The 23,716-nt window shown below is 59.9% G+C and carries 21 protein-coding genes and 1 pseudogene; 6 read left to right on the top strand and 16 right to left on the bottom strand.

Translation table 11 applies throughout. From position 1 onward, the window contains the following. Positions 1 to 2: 2 nt before the first annotated feature. The 6 genes from P0D96_RS32030 to P0D96_RS32005 all read right to left on the bottom strand — a co-directional run bounded on the left by P0D96_RS32030 (position 3) and on the right by P0D96_RS32005 (position 7,019). Positions 3 to 971 (bottom strand): cyclase family protein, encoded by a 969-nt coding sequence (locus P0D96_RS32030; protein WP_408317485.1) that lies wholly within the window; start codon positions 969 to 971, stop codon positions 3 to 5. 233 nt (positions 972 to 1,204) lie between these two features. Further along, complete coding sequence (locus tag P0D96_RS32025; protein WP_408317483.1) at positions 1,205 to 3,406, bottom strand: xanthine dehydrogenase family protein molybdopterin-binding subunit; 2,202 nt, start codon at positions 3,404 to 3,406, stop codon at positions 1,205 to 1,207. Next, positions 3,403 to 4,383, bottom strand: coding sequence for an FAD binding domain-containing protein (locus P0D96_RS32020; RefSeq protein WP_408317481.1), 981 nt, complete (start codon positions 4,381 to 4,383; stop codon positions 3,403 to 3,405). Before P0D96_RS32020 ends, P0D96_RS32025 begins: the two co-directional genes overlap by 4 nt. Then, the gene (locus P0D96_RS32015; protein WP_408317479.1) at positions 4,370 to 5,053 is read right to left on the bottom strand and encodes a (2Fe-2S)-binding protein; all 684 of its coding nucleotides are present in this window, start codon (positions 5,051 to 5,053) and stop codon (positions 4,370 to 4,372) included. The genes P0D96_RS32020 and P0D96_RS32015 overlap by 14 nt, the downstream gene beginning before the upstream one ends. A gap of 297 nt (positions 5,054 to 5,350) precedes the next feature. Then, the gene (locus tag P0D96_RS32010; RefSeq protein WP_408317477.1) at positions 5,351 to 6,046 is read right to left on the bottom strand and encodes an SDR family NAD(P)-dependent oxidoreductase; all 696 of its coding nucleotides are present in this window, start codon (positions 6,044 to 6,046) and stop codon (positions 5,351 to 5,353) included. A gap of 100 nt (positions 6,047 to 6,146) precedes the next feature. Further along, on the bottom strand, positions 6,147 to 7,019 hold the full coding sequence (locus tag P0D96_RS32005; protein ID WP_408179674.1) for an NmrA family NAD(P)-binding protein: 873 nt from the start codon (positions 7,017 to 7,019) through the stop codon (positions 6,147 to 6,149). A gap of 102 nt (positions 7,020 to 7,121) precedes the next feature. Between P0D96_RS32005 and P0D96_RS32000 the strand changes: the two genes are divergently transcribed. The 4 genes from P0D96_RS32000 (at position 7,122) to P0D96_RS31985 (ending at position 11,521) form a co-directional block, all read left to right on the top strand. Next, positions 7,122 to 8,075: a LysR family transcriptional regulator gene (locus P0D96_RS32000; protein WP_408179596.1), complete on the top strand. Its 954-nt coding sequence runs from the start codon at positions 7,122 to 7,124 to the stop codon at positions 8,073 to 8,075. A 481-nt stretch (positions 8,076 to 8,556) separates the two neighbouring features. Continuing rightward, entirely contained in the window at positions 8,557 to 8,880 is a 324-nt protein-coding gene (locus tag P0D96_RS31995; protein ID WP_408317476.1) for a DUF4148 domain-containing protein, read from the top strand. Between the two features lie 386 nt (positions 8,881 to 9,266). Further along, on the top strand, positions 9,267 to 10,124 hold the full coding sequence (locus P0D96_RS31990; protein ID WP_408179594.1) for an NmrA family NAD(P)-binding protein: 858 nt from the start codon (positions 9,267 to 9,269) through the stop codon (positions 10,122 to 10,124). A 209-nt stretch (positions 10,125 to 10,333) separates the two neighbouring features. Beyond that, complete coding sequence (locus P0D96_RS31985; protein ID WP_408317474.1) at positions 10,334 to 11,521, top strand: MFS transporter; 1,188 nt, start codon at positions 10,334 to 10,336, stop codon at positions 11,519 to 11,521. Between the two features lie 84 nt (positions 11,522 to 11,605). On the opposite strand, the gene P0D96_RS31980 is transcribed toward P0D96_RS31985, so the two are convergent. From P0D96_RS31980 to P0D96_RS31965, 4 genes are read right to left on the bottom strand one after another with little or no spacing between them, the layout of a single operon-like run. Next, positions 11,606 to 12,895 (bottom strand): amidase, encoded by a 1,290-nt coding sequence (locus P0D96_RS31980; RefSeq protein WP_408317528.1) that lies wholly within the window; start codon positions 12,893 to 12,895, stop codon positions 11,606 to 11,608. Between the two features lie 43 nt (positions 12,896 to 12,938). Then, the gene (locus P0D96_RS31975; RefSeq protein ID WP_408179591.1) at positions 12,939 to 13,865 is read right to left on the bottom strand and encodes a polysaccharide deacetylase family protein; all 927 of its coding nucleotides are present in this window, start codon (positions 13,863 to 13,865) and stop codon (positions 12,939 to 12,941) included. A 14-nt stretch (positions 13,866 to 13,879) separates the two neighbouring features. Beyond that, positions 13,880 to 14,374, bottom strand: a complete 495-nt coding sequence (locus P0D96_RS31970; protein ID WP_408317472.1) for an ureidoglycolate lyase — start codon at positions 14,372 to 14,374, stop codon at positions 13,880 to 13,882. 1 nt (position 14,375) lies between these two features. Beyond that, positions 14,376 to 15,707: an MFS transporter gene (locus P0D96_RS31965; protein ID WP_408317470.1), complete on the bottom strand. Its 1,332-nt coding sequence runs from the start codon at positions 15,705 to 15,707 to the stop codon at positions 14,376 to 14,378. A 138-nt stretch (positions 15,708 to 15,845) separates the two neighbouring features. Between P0D96_RS31965 and P0D96_RS31960 the strand changes: the two genes are divergently transcribed. Next, on the top strand, positions 15,846 to 16,745 hold the full coding sequence (locus P0D96_RS31960; protein WP_408179589.1) for a LysR family transcriptional regulator: 900 nt from the start codon (positions 15,846 to 15,848) through the stop codon (positions 16,743 to 16,745). 125 nt (positions 16,746 to 16,870) lie between these two features. Here the strand turns inward: P0D96_RS31960 and P0D96_RS31955 are convergent, their stop codons facing one another. From P0D96_RS31955 to P0D96_RS31935, 5 genes are all read right to left on the bottom strand, one after another. Then, complete coding sequence (locus tag P0D96_RS31955) at positions 16,871 to 18,187, bottom strand: amidase (RefSeq protein WP_408317468.1); 1,317 nt, start codon at positions 18,185 to 18,187, stop codon at positions 16,871 to 16,873. 267 nt (positions 18,188 to 18,454) lie between these two features. Beyond that, positions 18,455 to 18,868: a RidA family protein gene (locus P0D96_RS31950; protein WP_408317466.1), complete on the bottom strand. Its 414-nt coding sequence runs from the start codon at positions 18,866 to 18,868 to the stop codon at positions 18,455 to 18,457. A gap of 125 nt (positions 18,869 to 18,993) precedes the next feature. Further along, positions 18,994 to 20,244: an acetamidase/formamidase family protein gene (locus tag P0D96_RS31945; protein WP_408317464.1), complete on the bottom strand. Its 1,251-nt coding sequence runs from the start codon at positions 20,242 to 20,244 to the stop codon at positions 18,994 to 18,996. A gap of 50 nt (positions 20,245 to 20,294) precedes the next feature. After that, complete coding sequence (locus tag P0D96_RS31940) at positions 20,295 to 21,929, bottom strand: amino acid ABC transporter permease/ATP-binding protein (protein ID WP_408317462.1); 1,635 nt, start codon at positions 21,927 to 21,929, stop codon at positions 20,295 to 20,297. Beyond that, the gene (locus P0D96_RS31935; RefSeq protein ID WP_408317460.1) at positions 21,929 to 22,855 is read right to left on the bottom strand and encodes an ABC transporter substrate-binding protein; all 927 of its coding nucleotides are present in this window, start codon (positions 22,853 to 22,855) and stop codon (positions 21,929 to 21,931) included. Before P0D96_RS31935 ends, P0D96_RS31940 begins: the two co-directional genes overlap by 1 nt. 306 nt (positions 22,856 to 23,161) lie before the next feature. Between P0D96_RS31935 and P0D96_RS31930 the strand changes: the two genes are divergently transcribed. Continuing rightward, a complete protein-coding gene (locus tag P0D96_RS31930; protein WP_459252576.1) occupies positions 23,162 to 23,341 on the top strand; it encodes a transposase in 180 nt (59 codons plus the stop codon). A 148-nt stretch (positions 23,342 to 23,489) separates the two neighbouring features. Here P0D96_RS31930 and P0D96_RS31925 read toward each other — a convergent pair. Next, a pseudogene (locus tag P0D96_RS31925) lies at positions 23,490 to 23,618 on the bottom strand (IS6 family transposase); the annotation flags it as partial. Between the last annotated feature and the right edge of the window lie 98 nt (positions 23,619 to 23,716).

Genomic DNA, 23,716 nt, shown 5'->3' with positions numbered 1-23,716 from the left:
AACTACTTGATGGCGAGCGGATTGAGAGGCGAGCCAACTGCTTTTGTAATCGGCAATGGCGGCGCGGTGAACATGAACTCGTACACGCCATCTTTCGCGCAGTCCTCCGCGAGTTCCTTGACGTAGAAAATCTCCCCCATGCTGATCCCAATCATCGGGATCACGACCCAATGCCACGGCTGCGTGCAGTCGTCGGTTTCATTCGGGCGTACTTCACATCCCCATGTGTCAGTGCAGATTGCCGCGATCTGTTTGTCGTGCACCCAGTTCGCCGTCTCGAAGGCGAGACCAGGAGCTGAACCACCGGCGTATCCACCCCAGTCCCCCTCGTGAAGACAACGCTCCATATGACCAGTCCGCACGATCACAAAGTCGCCTCGACGTACGGTCACACCCTGAGCTCGCTGAGTCGCCTCGAGATCCTCGATTGAGATCGCATCGCCGTCCTGCAGCGAATGGACACCAAGATGGCGCGCGACGTCGAGCAACACGCCGCGACCTACCATCTTCGCTTTCGTCTTCTCGATTCCGTTCTTCTGAGCGCCATCGCTATCCACAAGTCGTGCGTCGTAGCCGTTCCACATCTTGTCGTCAAAAAAGATGTGACTAAGGGCGTCCCACTGTGTGCCGCACTGCAGTGGCAGCGACACGGCGTCATCCGCATATCTAAGGCCGCCAGCGTCCTGGTTTCCGGCAACCGCGTCGGTCCCGGTGGCGAGCATCGTGTGGATCGGATTAAAGCGATTGCCCCAGTGCCCCTTCTGGGGACCGTCGCGATCGAAGTTCAAACCGAGGGAGAACACCCTGCCTTTGCGAACAAGCTTCGCAGCGGCCTGAATGTCCTCTTCCGCGACGTAGTTGAGGGTTCCAATTTCATCGTCGGGGCCCCACTTACCCCAATTCCTGCAGCGCTCGGCGGTGCTACGCACGTGGTCCAGAGTGAATTTGTTTGCGTCGTAACGATGTACCATTTCCATCTCCTTGTTTATTATTTGATAAATTATAAGTCGCCGAGTCAAATGTCAAGGGACTCATGTGGCGCCAGCTAATGTTTTTTGCAGAACCTGGGGTACTTCCTGATCCACCATACAGGGCAGAATGCATCGTCCCCCCGGCGTCGCTGCGGCCGCATCATGGAGCCGGACCGGCCGAGCGATACCGGCACCTGGTACGCTCAACCGGTCAGACGCCTCGTCACACCGCTTTACGCCTGGATGAGCTTGTCAGGTGTGATTGGCAGATCGCGTACACGTACTCCGATTGCGTCGAATACAGCATTCGCTACGGCCGCTGCGACGCCCGTCGCGCCGAGTTCACCGATCCCCTTGGCACCGAGCGGACCGGAGTTCGCGTCAAATTCGTCGACAAACGCCACGTCTATGTCAGGCGGGATGTCCGCGTTCACCGGAATGGGGACACCGGCAAGATCTTTTGCAAGCCAACGCCCGAGTGTCGGCTCGTAGTGACTGGCCTCCATGGCGGCCATACCCCATCCCCAGACAATGCCACCAATCATTTGTGATCGGGACGTCATGGCGTTGATGATCCGGCCCGCGCTGTAGACACCCGTTGCCCGGCGAAGTCGCAGCAGTCCCAGCTCGGGATCAACAGCGACTTCCACGAAGACAACCCCGAAAGATCGCGTGGGGAATCCCGGAGAGCCCATATCTACCGGCGCGTTGCCAGGCAAATCAAATGCTCCCTCCGATGCGAGTTCAGCCACGCCAGCTTCGCCCAATATGTCCTGGATGGTGCGCGACGTACTGCCGTAAGCGATACGTCCGCCCTCTAGCGAAACCTGGTCCGCGGGCCAGCCGGCCAGCTTCGCCAGTTTGGACCGGACATCCTGCGCAGCCTTTTGCACTGCGGCACCCGTGCTTATCGTGGTGCTTGAGCCGTAGGTGGGCCCGGCATACGGCAGGTTCGTGTCCCCCGATAGGGCCGTCACGCGCGCCGGGTCCAACCCGAGCACGTCAGCAACGATCTGGGGAAACACCGTGGCAGGCCCCGTGCCAATGTCGCAGAAGCTTGATTCAAGTTGAGCCGTCCCGTCAGCACGTAGCCTCACCTTCGCGGTCGAGTGAAACCGTGCCTGCCCCTGACTGCAGTCCGCCATCCCGCATCCGATCCGCCAGTGACCGTCAAGCGTTCCGCCTTTCGGACGTTCGCGCCACCCGAAGCGTCTTGCACCTTCGTCGTAGGCCTCCCGAAGCTTTTTCGACGACCACGGTTTGCCGCTCTCGGGGTCAAGCTCCGTGTAGTTAGCCAATCGCAGATCGAGAGGATCGACGTTTAACGATCTCGCCAGTTCATCCATGGCCGAGCCAAGTGCCCAAGATCCCGGACCATCCCAAGGTGAACGCATGAAGGTCGGCAAAACGACGTGACCACGGCGGATTCGGTGAGTAGCAGAAACGTTCTCGCAGGCGTAAAAGGACTTTGCGGGTACCGCACCAAATTCCACATAGTCGTCGGTCATACCTGTCACATTCACGGCCTGATGGCTAACACCGAGAAGCCTACCCTGCGCATCCGAACCAAGGTGTACTTCATGGGTCATCTGAGGTTGATAGCCGACCATGCCGTATTGCTGCTGGCGGGTCAGCACCATCTTGACTGGCCGACCCGCGACGCGGGCAGCCATGCTGACCAGGATTTCATGAGGCCATACAAAGGCTTTGGTGCCAAAGCCTCCGCCCGTATGCGGGGCGACGACGCGAACTTTGGAATTATCGATTCCGAATGCTGCCGCCAGCGTGTTCTGCACCGCCGGAAGATGCTGCACAGCATCGTACACAGTCAGCCTCCCACCCTCCCAAACTGCGAGAATGGCGCAAGGCTCCATCGGGTTGCCATGACGAGAGGGTTGCGTATATTCGCCGCCTGCGCGGAACGCCGCACCAGCAATTGCACCAGCGGCGTCACCCTTGTGGAATTCGAGTGCATTCGCTTTCGAATAATTACCCTTCTCTGGAGCAACGTCTGTGGCAGGCGCGGTGTCAGGTACGACAAACGGGCGCCTTTCATAGCGCACGCGTACGACAGCAGCGCCCGCTTCGGCTGCCTGCAGACTCTCTGCCAACACCATGGCGACCGGCTGTCCCTCGTAGACGATGTCGTCCGATTGCATGGGAATGAATCGCGTCGCAAGCGGCGGCACACTGATTTCGTCCAGCTTTCGATGCGCTCGAGGCATGTCGGACGCCCTCAACACTCTGACCACTCCGACTCGTGCCAAGGCGGCGCTCGTCTCTATCGAGACGACACGTCCTGCTGGAATCGTCGCATTGACGAACACCGCATAGAGTTGAGACGGGAGGTTCCGATCGCCCGAATAGAGCGCGGCACCCGTTACCTTGATGGGGCCGTCATGCCGGGGAATGGATTGACCCAGATTGCTCATCATGTCCTCGCTGCCGTATCGATGGTGCGCAATACTGCGTTGCGTGCGATAACAACCTTATAGCCGTTGCGCGAAAGTGGGCGCGCGTCGACCAGACCTGCGTCGACGGCTGCATTGATACCTGCGGAGCCTAGACGCTGACCGACCAATCTGCGCTCAGTTTCGTCCAACCTCCATGGCCGCATCGCCACCGAACCCAGCGCGATCCGCGCGTTCGCGATGACATCACCGTCAAGTTCGAGCGCCACGGCTGTCGACACTGTCGCGTACTCGTAGCTTTCGCGCTCGCGAATCTTCAGGTAGGCGGACTTTGGCCAGGCTCTCGGCAGTTCAACCGCGGTAATCAACTCCCCGCCCGCGAGTCGGTGATGCGCCGCCGGGTTTTCGCCCGGCAGCACGTGGAAATCGCGAGCTGGAATTCGCCGGCCTCCCCCGGGACGGTCTGTTATGAATACCGCATCGAGGGCCGCAAGCGAGACCGCCGGGTCCGATGGCTGTACAGCCACGCAGTCCTCGGTCCAGCCGAAAATGGCGTGCTTCTCGTTGAACCCGTGCAGCGCAGCACAGCCCGAACCCGCAACGCGTTTATTACAGGGTGTCGGCTCATCCGCGCGGAAATATGGGCATCGCACACGTTGTAGCGGATTCCCACCTATCGTCGCCAGATTCCGGATTTGCGCCGATGCAGCCTTCAGTATCGACTGCGAGAGGACAGGATAGTCACGCATGACCTGAGGATGCTGGGCGATATCGTTCAGCTTGCTCAACGCGCCGATGGTCAGCCCGCCAGACGATGTCTCTCGGATCTCCGACAAGCCCTCGATTCGACCGATATCAATGATCTTCGTTGGCCTCTCGATCCCAATGCGCATCCAGTTCAATAGCTCGGTGCCTCCTGCAAGGAACGCTGAGCCGCTGGAATTGGCAAGTGCGAGTGCTTCATCGGTCGATGACACCCGCTCGTATTCAAACGGCTCCATGGGCGCCTCCGTGCATTTCGACCGAAGCCGTCTCGACTGCCTCGGCGATTTGAGGATAGGCCGAACACCGACAGAGGTTTCCGCTCATCCACTCCCGAATTTCCGCATTGGACCGTGTGTGTCCCTCTTCAATGCAGCCGACCGCGGACATGATCTGCCCCGACGTGCAGAACCCACACTGGAAAGCATCGCATTTTATGAAGGCACGCTGCACCGGATGCAACGAATCGCCAGTTGCGAGTCCCTCGACCGTCGTCACGCGGCGGCCCTCCAGTGTGGCCGCTAGAACGAAACAGGAGTTGACTCGTCTTCCGTCCAACATAACCGTACAGGCGCCGCACTCCCCACGGTTGCAACCTTTCTTGGCACCGGTGAGGTGCAGCTGCTCTCGCAGTAGATCGAGCAACGTCACGTCGGAGCGCACTTCTACACGATGCGCAACTCCATTGATCGTGACCGATATGCGAACGATGCTGTTTGCACGCGCAGCGTGAGACCTGCGCTCCGTCGACGTAGGGACGGGTGCAGCCTGGACGCCATTTAACGCCACTGACGTCGCGGCGGCGAGAGTTGACCGGAATAGACCGCGGCGGGTCATCGTAAGGCCGCCCCCGACTTGATGTTCATCGCCGTCGGCCAGATCTGATTTTGCTTCCTGTTCGTCTTTCATATGTATTCCTAAATATCTGCATAACATTACGAACACAAAGCGTGCCTCGATTTCATGGAAGACAGCTACTCAAGAGCGCTTTGAGACACTTTCAAACCGGGGACAGGGTTTATTGTGCGCGCACGACACCGAAGGCTCGATAGCGTTTATGTCATTTTTAAAATGACAATTTGTCATTGATATGGCCGGCGAATTGCTTGTTCCCCGTCTAAGAGCTTCGTACAACCGCGACTTCACGTACGGCTAGAGCGAACTCTCATTCTTTCAAGTCGAAAGAACCAGCGACGACTGACAACTTTACCAAGGTAGAATTTCATTGCGGTAGTTCGCAAATACAAGTCCGTGCGTCCCGCGGCGTCTTTCCAGCGCTTCTACGACACCGGGAATACTCGTGTCGATGTCCAGAAACGCTTCCGGGCCGCCCATTTCAGTGCGGACCCATCCTGGCGCGACCACGTAGAAGGTGCGCGTATCCCCCGCACGCCGCGCGACCAGGGATCGCATCAAGGTATTGAGCGCCGCCTTGCTGCCGCGATATACCTCCCAGCCTCCAGTGGTATTGTCGGCGACACTGCCGAGCTCCGATGACATAACCGCGACCATACCGTCCGGACGCACATATTCGACCATCCGCTCGACGACCCGCATCGGACTCAGGGCATTCGTCACCATGACCCGCACAAACTCTTCCGTCGAAACCTCGCCGATCGTTTCCTGCGGGTCATTGGTCACGCCGGCATTCACAAAGAGCAGATCAAAACTTCTGTCCCCGCAACGCACGCATAGGTCTTCCACTTCGTCCGGCTTCGTAATATCCACGTATTCAATTTCTAGTGCGTCGCTGGCCTTTTGCAATTCGTGCAACGCTGTTTGACCGCTTCCGCGGCGCACAGTGGCAAGCACGTTCCATCCGCGATGCAGATACTCACGCGAAAGTCCCAGTCCCAACCCGCGGGACGCGCCAATAATCAGAACAGTTGGTTTCTCAGACATGACATAACTCTCCTAGGGGAATTTAACTAGCCGGTCTCGCGTTACGAGTGGGATGTCCGGCCTGCAACGCCGGAACAGCCGTACAGTCGGACGGATTCGATCAGACGGTTTCAGCCATACGCTGGATCATCCCGCGCACGACCGTTTCCAGCGGAACACTGCCTTTGACCGTACTTGCCGGGCATTCGAATTCGATCCACCCTTCGTTGAAGCCGTCCAACATCTGGATACGCGGCAACGGATTTTTCATTCCATGCGACGCGAACAGACCTTCCCACGTATCCCGAGCCACAGGCTCCATCCGAACATCCCTACCCAGTAACCGGGAGAACACTTCGGCGACTTCGTTCGGCGTCGTCCGACGCGGTCCCTCGAGTTCTATGATCCGGTGATCGGTCCAATTTTGGCGGAGCAGGCTCGCCGCCATCCGACCTACATCGGCGGTTGCTACCATAGGAACAGGCCTGTCTAACGGATAAAGGAAACTGGGAATTACGCCAGACGCAAGCGCCGGCTCCAGGTCGAAGGCGGTGTTTTCCATGAACCATCCCGCGCGAAGGCACGCGACTGGCATTGGCAGCAAGCCGAATGTTCGCTCCATCATTCCTGATTGCTGCAGCAAGCTGGGCTGCGTTGCCTGGGCACCGATAGTGGACAGGCAAACTACACGCTTGGGCATTGATACGGCCAGCGCGTCGCTCACTGCGGCGATTGTGGTCCTCGCCTCTGGAAACCCGGGTGCCGGATCGAAATTCGGAGGTAGCAAAATGAAGACTGCTTCCGCCCCGTCAAAGGCACGCGCCAAGGCGACTGCGTCGTTCATTTCAGCTGCTGCCACCTCGCATCCCTGGTTTGCCCAGTCCTCTCCTTTTACTGGATCACGAACGACTCCACGCACTTCCAGGCCCGCAGCAAGCAGAACACGTGCAACGACACCTCCTACTTGCCCGGTAATTCCAGTAACCGCAAACATCTGCCCCTCCTGATTCGCATCGTTCGATGGGGCAATTTTGTGCGCCGACACGTCTTTTCGCGATAACATCAGTGTCATTTGATATATGCTGCGGGGGCATTGATGGCCGGCTTCGACGAACGAATTCTGAACGGGATGGGTGTTCTGTCCGCGATAGTCGACACCGGCAGTTTCGCTGCTGCGGGTGACATGCTCGACATGTCTCAGTCGGGTGTCAGCCGCTGCATAGCACGGCTTGAAACGCGCCTAGGGGTCCGTCTCCTGGACCGCACGACGCGTTCTGTCACACTGACGGATGAGGGCCGCCGCCTTTACGAGCAAGTGATACCACTGCTTGCGGCGCTTGAAGAGGCCGCGACGTCCGCTACCGAGGGAGCGACAGCGGTACGCGGTCGCCTGAGGGTCAATGTCGATCCATTTTTTTCCCGCCTGCTCCTTGCCCCGAAGTTAGGGTCATTTATCGATCAGTATCCGGAGCTCCGACTGGAATTGGTCACAAGGGATCAGCTCGGCGATATGATCGCCGACGGCTTTGACCTAGCGGTCCGATTTGGTGAACCGCGACCTTCCAGTCTTGTGGCACGAAAGCTCCTCGATACGCGCATCCTGACCGTTGCAGCGCCCGCCTATCTCAAGCGCAAGGGCCGCCCCGAGCAACCCTCCGAGCTCGAAAATGACGCTCACCAATGCATAAGGTTCCGGGATCCCGAAACAGGGCGACCCTTCGACTGGGAATTTCACCGCGGGCGCAAGAAAATTTCCATTGAGGTGGCTGGGCGACTCACTGTCAACGATGTCGGCACAATGCATAGCGTCTGCGTGGCCGGGCACGCCATTGCTCAGGTGATGGAGCTCGGTGTAGAACAACTACTCGCGGATGGCCGGCTCGTGGAGCTGTTCCCCGACTGGCCCGACGATCGATTCCCACTTTACGCACTCTATCCGTCCCGCCATCATGTTCCGGCAAAGGTGCGCATGTTTCTCGATTTCATTGTGTCGCTCAGCGCAGCCCCAGAAAAGATGCTCGATAGGCGAACCAAGGCTAGCCGTCCCTAACGGCCAAGTCGCTCACTATCTTTTGGCTCAAAAGGTGGTCGCGTGTAGATGAGCGGTTCACCCGTCCTCCCGTGACCCTGCACTGACGAGTTTGGATCTCCCGGCTGCTAAAAAAACCGGCGCATTTCCGAGACTTTAACGACACACGTCCCCTATCGCGGTAGACAGTAGCGTCCGGCTCCCAGCTAAACCGTCGTCCGTCGCGACCTCAAGACGTAGCGGGGACGTCGTAACCCCAGCCCGTCTCCCAACGACGCGGATACATGCCGAGCATTTTGCCAGCCGCACTGGCCGCAGAAATTTGCCGCGCCGCGTTTCGGTAGCGCGATTCACTTCAGCCTGTCAGTTTCCCGGCGATTCGTTCATGACAATCCGGCATCGATTAAATGACTGCGATGCTATTTCAGTTTCATCTCCTTTTGTCCACAATCCATTCCACACCATACGTTCTTCTCTTAACCCAAACCGAAGGAGATTTGCCATGAACTTCCGCCAACTCACCCTGGTCGTCGCAACTGCCCTCGTCTTTCCAATCGCGAGCCATGCCCAGGAAACCGCTTCCACTGTAACCCGTGCCCAGGTCCGCGCCGAACTCGTTCAGCTTGAAAAGGCCGGCTACACGCCTGGCCGCGCCAACGATCCCCACTACCCGGACGACATTCAAGCCGCTGAGGCCAAGATTAGCGCACAGCGCAACACCGATGCCAACGTCGAAACCAGTTTCGGCGGCGTACAGGACAGCCGCACGGAATCGGGCAGCCGCACTGTCGTTAAAGGGCTCGGTTCAATTTATGCGCATCGCTGAGCCACATGCCGTCCGGCGCGAAAGTATCTACACTCTGCCTCGCCGGACGGGCGGCTTTCAGGCTGGACTTTCGTCCGCCCGAACTATATGTAGTAAATCGCCCGCACGCTTTACTACGTACCAAATGCCGCATGCGCAGCCCTGCTACTGTCACAAGTCTTGAATCCACTCGTGATCTTTAATGACATTGCGTCATATCACTTCTGACGTGACGGATATTCATTTACCAAGTCGTCCAACTTAAGCTCCAAGAAACTTCATCGGAAGGCAGCGATGCGTCGAATCAACGCTCTGCCAAGTTATTCGCCATCAACCAATTGTTTGGATACCAGATTGGGCGGTCTATTCGCCTGACAGGTTTAATACCGTTTAAAGGACTAAGTCAAATGTACGCGATTACAGGAATTACAGGAAAAGTCGGCGGTGTCGTCGCCCGAACGCTTTTGAAGGCAGGACTGCCTGTTCGTGCCGTTGTCCGAGACATCGCAAAGGGTCAGCCATGGGCAGAGCTCGGTTGCGAAATCGCTCTTGCGGAAATCGGCGACGCCGAGGCACTTACGAAGGCTTTTGACGGTGCAGACGGCGTGTTCTTGATGACACCTCCAAACTACGATCCCCAACCTGGCTTCCCGGAAACACAGGCTAACGCTGTTGCAGTCAAGAAAGCGCTGGAGACTGCGCGGCCAAAACAGGTAGTATTCCTTTCGACAGTTGGTGCGCACATCGCCGAACCGAACCTGCTCAATAACTCCAAGATGACCGAGGAGATGCTTCGCACCCTGGACCTCCCGGTGTGCATGCTCCGTGCGGCCTGGTTCATGGAAAACGCGGCGTGGGATGTAGATGCGGCGCGCACCGGGGCAATTCATTGCTTCCTGCAACCGCAAGACCATCCAATACCGATGGTGGCTGCTGATGAGATAGGAAGCAACGCCGCAGAAATCCTTCGTGACGAATGGACCGGCGTGCGAATTGTCGAACTGGAGGGGCCTGCGCGCTATAGCGCAAACGACATCGCGTCCGGGTTCAGCGCCGCCCTCGGCCGTCCTGTGCGCGTGGTCCCGGTGCCGCGCGATACATGGGAAACACTGTTCCGGTCCCAAGGCATGCAATATCCAATACCCCGTATTCGGATGATCGATGGATTCAACGAGGGTTGGATTGACTTCCAGGGCGGTATTGGCATTGAGCACCGCAAAGGCCAAATTCCTCTCGATGATGTCCTGAAGGCGCTTGTCGCGTAACTGGGCAAAGATACGTCGACAGAAAATCGGTTTCTGTCTCCCGCTACCTATCCGCCCGAACAAATGACAAGATGGCATTGATGAGATGAGAGTCGCGATATTGTTGGCTCGGAGGAGTCCTCGGAAAATCGACCCGTTGATTAGTTAATCGGACGGCTGGGGGTTGAGCAAAACGTAGTCAACGCCCAGCCGCAAATCAGGGGGTTACAGTGGCGACAGATCTATCAATTGAGGAATCGCACGGTTCCTCAACTCACCGCATCGGCTTTGCGATGACTGCGCTTATGGCGCTCGCATGCGGACTTATCGCAGCCAGCAGTTACCTCGCACAACCTCTTATCGTCTTCATCGGGCCCAAGGTCGGACTGCCGCTTTGGGGCGCAAGTCTGGTCATGACACTCAGCCAGGCCGGCTACTGCGTCGGACTAGTCCTTCTCGCCCCACTCGGCGATCTCCTGGAAAATCGACGACTCGTTTTGTTGACGCTTTCCGGACTCTGCGTCGCGTTGACTGTGATGGCTGGCGCTACCAATGTTGTTTTGCTCCTGGTGGCCGCGTTTTCTCTTGGTGTCGGAACCACCGCCGTACAGATGCTTATCCCTTTGGCGGCGCACATGACTGACGATGCGTCCCGAGGTCGAGTAGTTGGCAAGATCACTGGCGGATTACTCGCAGGCATCATGCTTGCGCGACCTATCGCGAGTGTCGCTGAAAACGTCGTGGGGTGGCGGGGTCTATATATTCTCGACGCCGTCATTCTTGTCGCGCTCACGTTTCTTCTCAGTCGCCAGCTTCCAGTTAGGCAACCGGACGCAAAGCACGACTACAAGGCGTTGATCGGATCTTTACGTTCGCTAGCGCGAACGCACCGAGCCCTACGGCAACTCTCGGCGGCCCAGGCATGCCTATTCGCGGCATTTAGCCTCTTTTGGGGTACTGCGCCAATCATCCTCATGCACCGATTCGGGTTCAACTCGACGGCAGTGGCATTGTTCGCGCTCGTCGGCGCGGCCGGCGCATTGTCGGCACCTGTCGCTGGCTACGCAGCCGACCATGGGTTCGAACGGATTGGTCGCAAGGGTGCGATTTCGCTTGTCGTCTGCGGGTTCGCGGTGGCGGGGACCCTGGATTCGGTGGCAGGATGGGTCATAGGAACGCTGATGATCGACGCAGGTGTGCAGGCATCCCACGTCATTTCACAGCGAACCATACTAGCGCTGGACCAATCAGCCAGCAGTCGCCTGAACAGTCTGTACATTGCCATCTTCTTCCTTGGCGGTGCCTTGGGCTCTGCTCTGGTCTCGCCCCTGCTGCTGACCAATTGGCGATGCACCGCAGTGGCAGGAGCGCTGATTGCCTCCTTGGCCGCGGTATTTTTTCCAGGCAAGATGCAATGATCAGCGCGGCTAGCAGTCAGGCCAAGGGGCGCGTCGAGCGCGTGAACCACTACCACACGCACTTTCCGCGATCCAGACGAACGCCTATGGATCGGCGCGGCTTCGCCGATCGACAAACTTGTGCAGGGCGAGTGCCCAGCCAACTAACTCCCTGTCCGCCCCCGGCTTCCCGACCAGTTGCACACCGACCGGCAGGCCATCCTCGCTCAACGCAGTGGGCAAATGGATGCACGGCCAGCCCAGCAGGGACCACGCTTTATTGAAGGCCGCGGTTCCAGTCGATTCGAGCCCTCTGGGAGCCGGACCCAAAGCGCTCGACGTCAGGACGACGTCCGCATCGCCGAAGTAGTCCGCCCAACATAAACGCTGCGTGTTTTGCCACGCCTTCATCTCGCGATAAGTCTGCGCCGGCATCTCCAGTCCTTGGTCGATAGCCTCACGCAACGGCCGGCTCAGTTGCGCTGCGTGCTCCGAGGCCACCGGTAAGAGGCTGCGCGCCAGTTCGTAACGCATGATCACCGAATGCGCTTCGAGAAATCTGGCTGGGTCGGTTAATTCAGGGACCGGTTCGATCGTCGACAGATCGCGAAGCGCACTCCTCGCATCTTCGAGAGCGGCCTGTGCAGCGTGTTCCAGCACATGTCCGGGATTGCCCGGCAAAAAACCGATCTTTACCGTCCGCATATGTTCGGTTGAGTACAGCGGAGGTGGAGCATCGGGGAGCATGACTTCCGCGACCCGCGCCACGTCAGCCACATCGGCGCAGTACCAGCCGATCACATCCAGCGACTCGCACATTATCTTCATACCGTCGCGACCGAGCGCCCCGAAACTCGGTTTGAAGCCGACGACACCGCAAAACGCAGCCGGCCGGATCATCGATCCGCCAGTTTGCGTGCCCAATGCCATTGGCACCATGCCTGCCGCTACGGCAGCGGCCGAGCCGCTCGATGAGCCTCCCGGCGTATGTTGGCGGTTTGCCGGATTGCGCGTGGGTCCCGGCGTCATATAAGCGAATTCGGCCGTCGCCGTCTTGCCGATCGGCACCGCTCCGGCTCGCCGTAACAAGGCGACGCAGGATGCATCGAATTGGGAGGGCGAAGTGTTGCAGGCCTCGGAACCGCATCGCGTCGGCATGCCGGCCACGTCGATGATGTCCTTCACGCCGAATGGAACCCCCGCCAGCGGACCGGATGCGGTCCGCGCGGACGCGTCAATGAGGTCGCTCGCAGACGCGACATGCGACCAAGCGTTCAACTCTCGTTCTCGCCGTGCAATGACCGAAAGCGCACGGCGTGCTGCATCGAGTGAATCGTCCACCCCCGTTTGCACTCGACGGGAAATCTCGACGACGGAATAGGCATCGGTTGCCATTTTCATTCCGGGATCGTCAATAGTTGGCCGCGCTGCACTTTCCTCAACTCCGCCCTGCCGCGCTAAAAGGATGTTCCTGCAACCAGTGATTCGCGATATCGATGCGGCGGCACATCCACACATCCTCCCGCCGCGCGAGGCTGTCGAGCAAACGCTCGAGTCCCGCGGCACGGCCAGGATGACCGATCAAACGCATGTGCAGCCCGATAGACATCATCTTCGGCGCTCGAGCGCCTTCGCGGCACAGCATCTCGACCGCGTCGTTGACGAACATGTAGAAGTCCTCCCCGGTCGCCATCGCGCCGCGCGCGAACTTGACGTCGTTATTTGTCAGGCTATACGGAATCACCAGATGCGGCTGCTGTTGCACCGTCGTCCAGTACGGGAGCTCGTCGTTGTACGCGTCAGAATCGTAAATGAATCCACCATGCTCAACCAGCAACTTGCGAGTATGAACGGTCGGCGCATAACGGCAATACCAACCCGCTGGTGGCCGTCCCGTGGAGTGGGTAATAGATTCGAAGGCACGCCGGATTTCCTCCGCTTCCTGCTCTTCAGTGAGATCTTGCGCCCTCACCCAGCGCCGACCGTGACTGCACACGTCCATGTCGCCATCGCGGATTACCTGCGCGAATTCCGGATTGCGCTCCAGCGCCTGCGCGCAGGCGAACGCGGTGGCAGGCAAACTGCGCTCCTCAAGCAGGCGCAGTACGCGCCAGATACCCACCCGGCTGCCATACTCGAACATCGACTCGGCAGCGAGATCGCGGCCCTCGAAGCCGCCCGCCCCTCCTTCGCCCAGGCCACTTTCAGAGTGGCCGTCGCCATCAGAGAAGGACGCTTCCGCGCCTTCCTCATAGTTGATGACTATATTGACTGCGAGTCGGGCGTCGTTGGGCCACCGGGGGTGGGGCGGCCGGCGTCCATAGCCGGTGAAGTTCCGTTCCAGGTGATCATATTTGCCGTCCATTGCGTGCTCCTGCTCTATAGCGCGACCATAACAGGCTCGGCCAGTCTCGTTACGACGGTGTCATCGCTGCGGCCGCTGTCCGCCATGATCACCGCTACCTCATTGACGTCGTCGAGCGACGTAAACGCGAAGTGCCAGACCGAGCGTCGATAGCACACGCCCTGGCCGCCGTCACTGGTAAAAGCGGAGAGCGTGGCGAGGTCGGGAAGGCCGTCTTCGCCGGGTAGTGCAACCGCGATCAGGTATGGAACCTCGCGCATCGGAATGAAGGTCTGATGGGAGTGCGGATGGCATTCCATCGTATCGATGGTGATAGACCGAGTGCGGCTCGGCTGCAAGCGGTTAATCCACAGACGCGGCGTAGTGCCAGCGTCGAGTCCGGCAAACGGCATTGAAAAATCGCGCCGTCGCTTTTCGGTCTTGTTTTCGAGAACTTCGCCATAGACCTCGAACGCGTTCGCGCTTAATGGCTTTACATCGATGTACGGTGCTGCGCCTGCCGTCGTCATATCAAACTGCCTTCCCTAAAGCACGTCGCGATGTTGTGAACATCGGTGTGCGACTAAAGAGTACCGTTAGCACGGTTCCCAAGACCAAAAAGCCCGCAAAAATCCACGCCGGCAGAGCGAATCCACCGCTGACCTGACGACTCCATCCCAGCAGACTGGGTGCGATCACACCAGACAGGTTAGCCAATGAATTAATGACGCCAATTGCCACGGCTGCCGCTGTGCCGGTCATCAATTCGGAAGGCAGTGTCCATAGCAGCGCGTTGGAAGCATAGACGCCCATCGCCGCGAAGCAGAGAGCGATCATGGCGGCCCAGTGCACGGGCAACAGGAACGCGAGAGCAATGAAACCGAGCGCACCGAACAGCGTCGCCGTGGCCAGATGCGCGACGCGTTCGCGATGGGTATCGGAATGGCGCGCCCATGACACCATTGCAATCACGCCAGCAAGATACGGTACGGCGCTCAGAAAACCAACCGTCGTATTGCTATAGCCAAAACTCTTGATGATCTGCGGCAAAAAGAACGCGATGCCGGTCGTACCAAATACGATGCAAAACAGCGTGCCGGCCAGCAGCAAGACAGCGCGGTTCGCGAACGCTGCTGACAACGGATAGCGTGCCTCTGAGTCGAGTGCGCGACGCTCGCTCTCGAGCATGCGTTCCAACCTGTCCTTGTCGTCAGGGCTCAGCCACGTCACGTCCGCGGGGTGATCGGCCAGCCACCATAGACAACCGATGCCGAGTACAACCGCGGGGATGGCTTCCAGTAGAAACATCCATTGCCAGCCGCGCAGGCCAGATACGCCGTTCATGCCGTCGAGGATCAGCCCGGAAATCGGACCGCCGATCAGGCCCGACAGTGGGATTGCAACGATGAAAATGCCTGTGACCCGTCCCCGGTAACTCGCGGTGAACCATCGGCTCAAGTAAACCACAATGCCCGGGAAGAAGCCTGCTTCTGCCATGCCAAGCAGGAAGCGCAGTACATAGAAACTCTTCTCGCCCGACACGAACATCATGGCGCCGGAGACCAGCCCCCAGGTCACCAGGATGCGTGCGATCCATCTTCTTGGCCCGACCTTCGAGAGTATGAAGTTGCTTGGCACCTCGAACAGAAAATAGCTGACGAAAAACGCACTCGCCCCGATTCCGTATGCCACGCTCGACAGCCCGACGTCCGCGTTCATTTGCAGCGACGCGAAGGCAATATTGACCCGGTCGACGAACGCGACGAAATAAAGCAGCATCAGGAAAGGCAGAATTCTCCATGCCACCTTTGGCATGACCGTTTGTTCGACACCGGAAAAGTTGACGCTTGCGACTTTATTCATTGGGGTGTCTCGGTCTGAGGGGGTTGGGCCGTTACGGCGCGCATCCGGTCTTCGGGATGCGATAACTGGCATTATCAAAAGCGGCCTTACAATAATCAACTATTGAAAATTATTCACACCGTATAAGAAAAGGTTATTGTGAACACGAGACTGCTGGGTATCTTCAGGACCGTCATGACGTCGCAGACCACGGTCGGTGCTAGCCGTGTGCTCGGGATCTCGCAGCCGGCTGTCAGCACTGCGCTCGGCCAACTTGAATCGGAACTTGGATTCCCGCTCTTCAATCGCGTGGGAAACCGGCTGGTCCCGCGCGAGGAGGCTAAGCTGCTGTTCAGCGCATCAGAAGCCATGTTCATGTATTCCGAGGCTCTCGACCAGACCGTCGAGGACATCAAGGAGAACCGCCTCGGACATGTGCGTGTGAGCGCCACGCCGCAGCTCGGGCACTCGATACTTCCGCAGGCAATTCAGCGTTTCATGATCGGCAAACCCGACGTAAAGGTGTTCTGCGACGTCGTCGATTCATTCAAGGTGATCGAAAGCGTTGAAGCGCTGGCGGCCGATTTCGGCCTGGCGATGGCGCTCGAACCCGAGCTTGACCAGTCGCTGAAGATGGTGAAGATCGCGTCGATCGAGATGGTTTGCGTCGTGCCCCATGGACATCCGCTTGCGCGGCGCAAACGCGTCGTGCCGGCCGATCTCGAGCCGTATCCGCTGATCGGTCTGTCGAGTCTGGCGCGCGTCAGCACGCAAATTGCTGCGGCATTCCGCGACGCCGGCGTGCCGTACCGCGTGGCTGTCGAGACACGCTATTCGGAGACCGCGTGCAGGCTGGTAGGCGCCGGCGCCGGTGTCGCGGTGGTCGACGCACTGTCGGCCGTCGCACATACCGGTCAGCAGCCGATTGTCGCGCTGCCGTTTCGGCCGAAGAACACGATCGACGCGTGGGCGATTTCCTCGAAAGACCGCCCTCTGACGCGACTCGCGGAAGCGTTGCTGGTTGAAACACGTGATGCGATAAAGGCTCTCCGGCCATAGGGCCCGTTAAACCTCAGATCCCAACCCGATCGGATTCGGGCGCGCGGGCGTGGTCGTCCGACTTTTCGGAAGTGGCGCTCCGTCTGTTCGCGCCCGTGATTAACGGGTCATGTAGGTCACGCTGCTCATTGCCCGATCGCGGGCGGTATGCGCTCATGCCAATCAGTCACCTGCTGATAAGCCTGACCGATACGCAGCGCCAGCGATTCATCATATCCACGGCAAACGATTTGCAGCGAGCTCGGCAAGCGCTCGGCGGTAAAGCCGTTTGGCAGCGACAGCGCGCACATATCGAGAAGGTTGACGAAGCGCGTGAGGCGGGTTGGTTGGTCGTTTTGATTCACCTCGCTGAGCGGTATGGCCACCGTCTCCGTTGTCGGTGTCAAGAACGCGTCCACCCCTGCCAACGCGGTTTTCATCCCCTGCTTCATCTGGTCCCGGCGGTGCAGCGTTGCCAGATAATCCTGAGCCGAGATGCGGGATGCACCAAGGATGCGAGAGCGGACCACTTCGTCGAGCGGCAGGCGCGGATCCTCGACGAGATGCCCGTGAGTGAAATACGCCTCCGCCATCGTGACGTTGGTCATTGAAATGAATTCAACGAGGCTAAACGGCAGAGCGATATCGACGATCTCCGCGCCGAGCCCGCTCAGCACTGCAAGTGAGCGGTCGTAAGCGTCCAGCACATCGGCCGCGACACCCAATCTTTCCTCGGACGGAAGGCGCGCGAGCCGCAGACCGCGGACGCCATGCTCCAGCGTCGAGATGGGATCGGCCGGCAGGTGGCCGCTCGTGCGATGATCGCGCGGGTCGGGGCCCTGCAGGAGATCGAAAAGCAGTGCCACGTCCCGAACTGTATGGGCCATCGGACCGGGCGTATCAAGAGTGGGGCTGAGCGGCAGGATGCCATACGTGCTGATTCGACCGATCGACGTTTTCAGCCCTGTAATGCCGCACCACGCAGCGGGCTGGCGGATCGAGCAACCGGTATCGGTACCCAGCGCCCAAGGCGCGAGGCGGGCCGCGACGGCGACGGCGGAGCCGCTGCTCGAGCCTCCAGGCGTGCGCGGCACGTCAGCGTCCCACGGATTCCACGGTGTGCCTCGATGCTGGTTCATCCCCCACGCGCCACAAGCGAATTCCACCGTGTGCGTTTTGCCAAGCACAATCATCCCTTGGCTCACCAGGCGACGCACGACCGTTGCCGTTACGGTCGCGCGATGATCGAGCCGGCTCGCGGAGCCGCCTGTCGTGATCCGTCCTTCGATGTCGATGATGTCTTTGATGGCCACCGGGATACCATGCCAAGGTCCCACCGCATGGCCCGAACGAATCGCCTTATCCGTTGCCTCAGCGGCGAGTCTCGCCTCTGGCGCATAAACCTCCACGAATGCGTGCAGCTTCGGGTCGTGCGTTGCGATACGCGCGAGCAGCGCATCCATCAAGTCCACAGGCGACAGACGCCGTGCCGCGATTTCCCGCGACAGGACATACGCGGGTGCGAGAGCAATATTGTCAGTCAAGTCAGGATCTCCACTTCATGCCGAGTACAGGCCCTCGACAGGTTCGTATAGGCAGCGCGGAACGGTGTGCACTTCGGTCTTACTGCATATTGACCAGAGTCGCATATTATTCGCAACTTCAGGCGTTGCGCACAGCCGCGTGACTCGAACAAAAAAGTCTACGGGATTCCCGGGGCGATTCAAGTATCAAGCGGCAGCTGAATTCGGCCTGCGAGCAATAAAGTCAATTTCGACGAGCGCGTCGCGCGCCAATCCAGTCACGCCTATACAGGTCCGCGCCGGCAATTTCCCGGGCGGGAAACAGGCAGCATAGACCGCGTTCATCGTCGCGTAATCTCGTTTGAACTCGGTCAGAAAGATCCGCACCGAGAGGACATGTTCGAGGCCAAGCCCGATCCCCTTTAACACGAGGACCAGATTGTTCATTACCTGGGTCGTCTGTGCGGCCACGCCTTCTGGAAGCGGTGCGCTGTCATCCTCCGGTGATGTCGGCATCTGGCCAGTGAGAAACACCCAGCCGTTTTGTTCGGTTGCATGCGAGAAGGGACCGACCGGGGTAGGCGCGCCCTCCACCATCCAGAACTTCGTTGATGAATCCATCTGCTGTCACTCCATGATCAAAGAAAAGCGTCGTATGAGTCCGCACCAGCAGCGCTCCCATACCTCGCGCTGGCACATCCGGCACGCCAGCCCATGTGCAACGCCCGCGGCCCGGACGAGAACGCTTAGCCCCCCGCGCCGCCAATGAAGACGTTCTTGCGGATCGAGCCATGCACGCCCCAGTTGCCGTCGACGACTTGCGTGACGCCGAAATCCGCGGCGACCGACATCAGCGCGATGGCCTCGTCCTCGCTCAGCCTGTGTACGGTCATCAGGAAGCGGCGCAGCTTGCGGAACGCATCACGCATCGCCTTGTCGAGGCTCGCGTGCTGTGCCACCTCGATCTGTCCGGCCGGACCGAGCTCCGCCAGGTAATTCGCGAAGGTGAAGCCGTACACCGACCATTGGTCTTCGGTTTCCAGCATCGGGTGCGTGAGGCCTTCGAGGATAGTGCCGCCCAGGTCGTTCCTCTTGTGCAGCACGAATTCGAAGTCTCCGGTCAGCGAGGTCTCGATGGCGGTACCGCCGAGCTCGCTGTCACCCTGTGCCGCATGCGGATCGCCGACGGAAAAAAATGCGCCTTCGACAGCGACCGGGTAGTACATCCGCGCCCCCTTGCCGACACGCCAGTCGTCGATATTGCCGCCGGTGTAGCTGGGTGGATTGGAGCTGACGTAGTCGACCTCCGTCGGCGCAAGTCCCATGGTGCCGAAATGCAGCCGGGCGGGTACCTTCACGTTCGACAGGATGCTTTCCCGCTTCTTGACCAGCGAATGATCGACCTTCACGCCGGGGTAGTCGATCGTCGTATGCACGATGCCGTCCGGATCCGTCTGCGGCGTCCACACGTAGTTGTAGACCGCACGTGCGAACGGCTCGCCCGAGGAATCGAGCTCGAAGATCGTCACGACTTCACGCGGCTTCGGCTCCTCGATCAGATCGCGATATTGGAAGCCCCAGGATGCGGCGACGTTCGAACCGAAACAGCGGCCGCGATAACACGCATTGCAGCTCGGCCGCGGCCGTACGTCGAGTATCCGCACTTCGAGCACGTCGCCGGGCTCGGCCCCTTCGATCGCGACCGGCCCGGTCAGCAGATGCACGCCGACACCTTCGCCGGAACCGACCGTAAACGGTCCATCGGTTGGCCCCGCGCCACGGCGCGGCATGGCCTTGTGCTCGCGGGTCCAGTTAAAAATACTTTCGGCGCCGGGGTCGCCCGCTACCATCCGTTCGTGATCGTCGTTCGCATGGTGAGTCAGCGTCTCGATCGTGATCCGGTCGCCGGAGCGCACCGTCAACGCGGGCGCGACTTTCTTGCTGAAGTAACCCCAATGAACCGTTTCAGGCGACACAGGCAAAGTATGGTGCTTCATGGTTGTTCGATTCTCGCAAAGGGCCGGGCAAAGCTGAACGGCGCGTGCCGTCACGACGCGACTTCGAGCCGATTGTCGGCGCCCATCACGTTCAGGAATCGCGCCGTCAACGGATCGCGCGGGTGTGTGAGCACTTCGTGCGCAGGCCCCTGTTCGACCACCGCGCCGCCGCTCATGAACACGACGCGATCGGCGACCTGATCGGCGAAGCGCAACTGATGCGTTGAGATGATCATCGTCAGACCGCCTTCGTCCACGAGGCGCTGGATCACGTCGAGTACTTCGCCGACGAGTTCGGGATCGAGCGCGGACGTCGGTTCGTCGAGCAGGAGCACGCGAGGATTGGGCGCAAGCGCGCGGGCGATCGCGACGCGCTGCTGTTGGCCGCCGGACAGATGGCGCGGCAACGCGTCGGCGCGATGACTGAGGCCAACGCGTTCGAGCAGTTCACGCGCCCGGCGCTCGGCATCGGCGGGCGCCATGCCGTGCACCCAGCGCAGCGGCCCCGCGATGTTCTCGCACGCAGTCAGATGGCTGAACAGGTTGAAATGCTGGAACACCATGCCGACGCCAGCACTCGCACGCTCATTGGCGATATCGCCCTGCGTCATCGGCTGACCATCGTCCCGAAAACCGAGGCGCTTGCCGCCGATGCGGATTTCCCCCGCATCCCACTGCTCCAGGTGGTTGATACAGCGCAGCAGCGTGCTTTTGCCCGATCCGCTCGGCCCGAGCAGCGCGATAACCTCGCCGTAGCGGACGGTGAGGTCGAAGCCGTCGAGCACCGTCTGCTCACCGTAACGCTTGCTCAGCCCCTTCACCTGCACGGTCGCGCTCTGCTTCTGGAGCGTCGCGTAGCGCTGCGCGCGCTCTGCGTGAACATCACGCTGAACGTCACGCGCGTTGGGCATGGGCACGGGCGACGGCGCCGGTTCGAGCAGCGCATCGGCGGGAAGTGTCGCGCCCGCGCCGGGTGGGTTCGCCGCAATTTGGGCACGGCGCCACGGCAGCAGCCGTGCAAAGCGTCCAGACGGGCTGCGATCGAGATCGAGTGACGTTTCGGCGAACAACTGGATCGCGGCGATCACGCCGGTCAGCACGAGATACATCAGCCCGGACGCGAAGAAGATCGAAAAGAAATCGAACGTCGACGACGCGAGCTGGGTGCTGCGCAAGGTCAGTTCGTCGACTGCGATCACGGATGCCAGCGACGAGTTCTTCAACGCGCTGACCGATTCGTTCCCGAACGCCGGTATCATCGTGCGGATCGCCTGCGGCGCGATCACGCGGCGCAGCAGCACGGTCGGCGTCATGCCGAGCGCCTGCCCCGCGAGCAGTTGCCCACGGTCGACACCGAGCACGCCAGCGCGCAGGATCTCCGCGATGAACGGCCCCTCGTTCGCCGCGAGCGCGAGACCCGCTGCGCCCATCGCGCTCAACTTCAAGCCGATGTGCGGCAACGCGTCGTACGCGAACACAAGTTGCAGGATCAGCGGCGTCCCGCGAAAAATCACCGTGTAGCCTCGCGCGATCGCGGCGAGCGGCCCCACCTTGCTCAGTTGCATGCTCGCGAGCACCAGTCCCACGATCAGACCGCCCGCCAGCCCGAGGGCCGTGACCGCGATCGTAAAACCGATGCCGCTTAGCAGATACGGCAGGCCGAGATAGTGCAGAAACAAATTCATCAGTTCAAGGCAACCAGCTTGGGGGTTTCGAGGTTTTCAACGCCGAGCGACCACTTCTTTAGCAAGTCGGTCTGGATGCCGGCCTTCTGGATCGCGACAAGCGCTGCCATCACGGCTGCGCGCATTGCCGGGTTGGTTTTCGGTACGCCGATACCGATCGAATACGGCAGCGTCACCGCACTGGCCTTTTCGAGTTGGTTCGGATACGCCTTGACTGCCTGGTCCACCGTGTTCACGTCGTTGATATATGTGTCGGCGCGGCCCGCGAGAATCGCCTGGATCGCGTTCGCGTTGTTGTCATACAGCTGCACGGCGGCTTCCGGCTTGTTCGCCGCCTTGCAGGCCGGCGCAAGATTCTGGATCAACGGCACTTCGACGTAGCCGGTGTTCTCGGCGGCAGTCGTGCCGCACATCGTCGGGTTGATGCCGCTGATCTTCTTCGGATTGCCCTTCGCTACGAGCACGCCGTCGAACACCTTCGAATAGGTGATGAAGTCCGCCGCCTTCGCGCGCTCTTCGGTCGCATACATGTCGGAGATCACGATGTCCGCCTGGCCGCTTTGCAGCGTCGGCAGCAGCGCGGCGAACGAGACCGGCTTGTACGCAATCTTGAAGCCGAGGCAGTTGCCAATCGCGTCGCCGAGGTCGATGTCGAAGCCGATATATTTACTCGGGTCATTCGGGTCCAGCGCTTCATAGCCCGGCGTGTGCGGATTGATCGCGTTGATCAGCGTCTTGCCCTTGAATTGCGGGTATTTCGCCTGTAGCGCCACGCATTCGGCAGGCGCCGGCGCGGCAGCCTGTGCGTGACCCGACAGCAGCAGCGCCAGCATACTGACGGCGCCAAGAACCAGCTCGCGCCAATGGCGGGCAAAACCGCCTGCGCGCCGCACTCGATGCCCATGATCGACAAGATTGGTATACATCCCTGAACCCCCTGAAGCGGCAGATGCCAATGGCCCACACCATGTACGCCTTGTTGCATCGCACCAGCGCGAGAGTATGTGAACGAAATTCCGCGGACTTGTCCCAGCGCGCACAAATGCTTGTACGGGGATGAAGGAGTTGGCATACAGCGAATCGCAGACGAGAAGCGGGCCAGAATTTCGCGCCGAGAGACGCAGGGGTAGAGTCAAGATGAAGCAAACCCGTTGCCTTGGCGGAGGCCGACATGAAGTTCTGCGGAATATCAAGCGCGACGCGCCGACTATCGGCTACCGACTGCTAAAGACGTGCCAGGCATTGGTGAAGTATTTGCGACGGTGATCATGCTGGAGACCGGAACGGTGGCACGGTTTGCCAGCGTGGGGCAGTTCAGTTCGTACTGTCGTTGCGTCGATAGCGTAGGGCAAAGCAACGGCGGGGAGAAAAGCGAAGGCAACACCCGCGACGGCAATGCATGCCTCGCGTGAGCGTCCATCGAGGCGACGAACTTTGCACTGAGGCAATGCGCGCCGGCACGGCGTTTCTATGAACGCATGTAGCGCGCGACCAACCGGATCGTCGCGCTCAAGGCCGTGGCCCACAAACTTGCGCAAACCTGCGCCCGGCGCCGTCCAGCCCGAACTTCACCGACCAGCGCAGCACCGTCTCGTATGTAAGCTGAATGCCGCGTGCGGCCAGCAGTTGCTCGACCATGCGCAGGCTGAGCGGGAAACGGTAGTACAACCACGCCGCACAGCTAATCACATCGGGCGGGAAGCGATAGCCCGCAAGTTCGCAGTACCCGCCCGGCTATGCCGTCATGTCGATCGCTTGTGTTGACCGCAGCACGGATGTTGCATTGC

This window comes from Paraburkholderia sp. RL17-347-BIC-D (assembly GCF_046027915.1).
In the GTDB taxonomy this organism is placed as follows: Bacteria; Pseudomonadota; Gammaproteobacteria; order Burkholderiales; family Burkholderiaceae; genus Paraburkholderia.
This window is presented reverse-complemented; position numbering and strand designations above follow the sequence as displayed.

Excerpts from the sequence above, each read along its gene's own strand:
- P0D96_RS32030 (WP_408317485.1), bottom strand. The coding sequence starts at position 971 with ATGGTACATCGTTACGACGCAAACAAATTCACTCTGGACCACGTGCGT.
- P0D96_RS32025 (WP_408317483.1), bottom strand. The coding sequence starts at position 3,406 with ATGATGAGCAATCTGGGTCAATCCATTCCCCGGCATGACGGCCCCATC.
- P0D96_RS32020 (WP_408317481.1), bottom strand. The coding sequence starts at position 4,383 with ATGGAGCCGTTTGAATACGAGCGGGTGTCATCGACCGATGAAGCACTC.
- P0D96_RS32015 (WP_408317479.1), bottom strand. The coding sequence starts at position 5,053 with ATGAAAGACGAACAGGAAGCAAAATCAGATCTGGCCGACGGCGATGAA.
- P0D96_RS32010 (WP_408317477.1), bottom strand. The coding sequence starts at position 6,046 with ATGTCTGAGAAACCAACTGTTCTGATTATTGGCGCGTCCCGCGGGTTG.
- P0D96_RS32005 (WP_408179674.1), bottom strand. The coding sequence starts at position 7,019 with ATGTTTGCGGTTACTGGAATTACCGGGCAAGTAGGAGGTGTCGTTGCA.
- P0D96_RS32000 (WP_408179596.1), top strand. The coding sequence starts at position 7,122 with ATGGCCGGCTTCGACGAACGAATTCTGAACGGGATGGGTGTTCTGTCC.
- P0D96_RS31995 (WP_408317476.1), top strand. The coding sequence starts at position 8,557 with ATGAACTTCCGCCAACTCACCCTGGTCGTCGCAACTGCCCTCGTCTTT.
- P0D96_RS31990 (WP_408179594.1), top strand. The coding sequence starts at position 9,267 with ATGTACGCGATTACAGGAATTACAGGAAAAGTCGGCGGTGTCGTCGCC.
- P0D96_RS31980 (WP_408317528.1), bottom strand. The coding sequence starts at position 12,895 with ATGGCAACCGATGCCTATTCCGTCGTCGAGATTTCCCGTCGAGTGCAA.
- P0D96_RS31975 (WP_408179591.1), bottom strand. The coding sequence starts at position 13,865 with ATGGACGGCAAATATGATCACCTGGAACGGAACTTCACCGGCTATGGA.
- P0D96_RS31970 (WP_408317472.1), bottom strand. The coding sequence starts at position 14,374 with ATGACGACGGCAGGCGCAGCACCGTACATCGATGTAAAGCCATTAAGC.
- P0D96_RS31965 (WP_408317470.1), bottom strand. The coding sequence starts at position 15,707 with ATGAATAAAGTCGCAAGCGTCAACTTTTCCGGTGTCGAACAAACGGTC.
- P0D96_RS31955 (WP_408317468.1), bottom strand. The coding sequence starts at position 18,187 with ATGGATGCGCTGCTCGCGCGTATCGCAACGCACGACCCGAAGCTGCAC.
- P0D96_RS31950 (WP_408317466.1), bottom strand. The coding sequence starts at position 18,868 with ATGGATTCATCAACGAAGTTCTGGATGGTGGAGGGCGCGCCTACCCCG.
- P0D96_RS31945 (WP_408317464.1), bottom strand. The coding sequence starts at position 20,244 with ATGAAGCACCATACTTTGCCTGTGTCGCCTGAAACGGTTCATTGGGGT.
- P0D96_RS31940 (WP_408317462.1), bottom strand. The coding sequence starts at position 21,929 with ATGAATTTGTTTCTGCACTATCTCGGCCTGCCGTATCTGCTAAGCGGC.
- P0D96_RS31935 (WP_408317460.1), bottom strand. The coding sequence starts at position 22,855 with ATGTATACCAATCTTGTCGATCATGGGCATCGAGTGCGGCGCGCAGGC.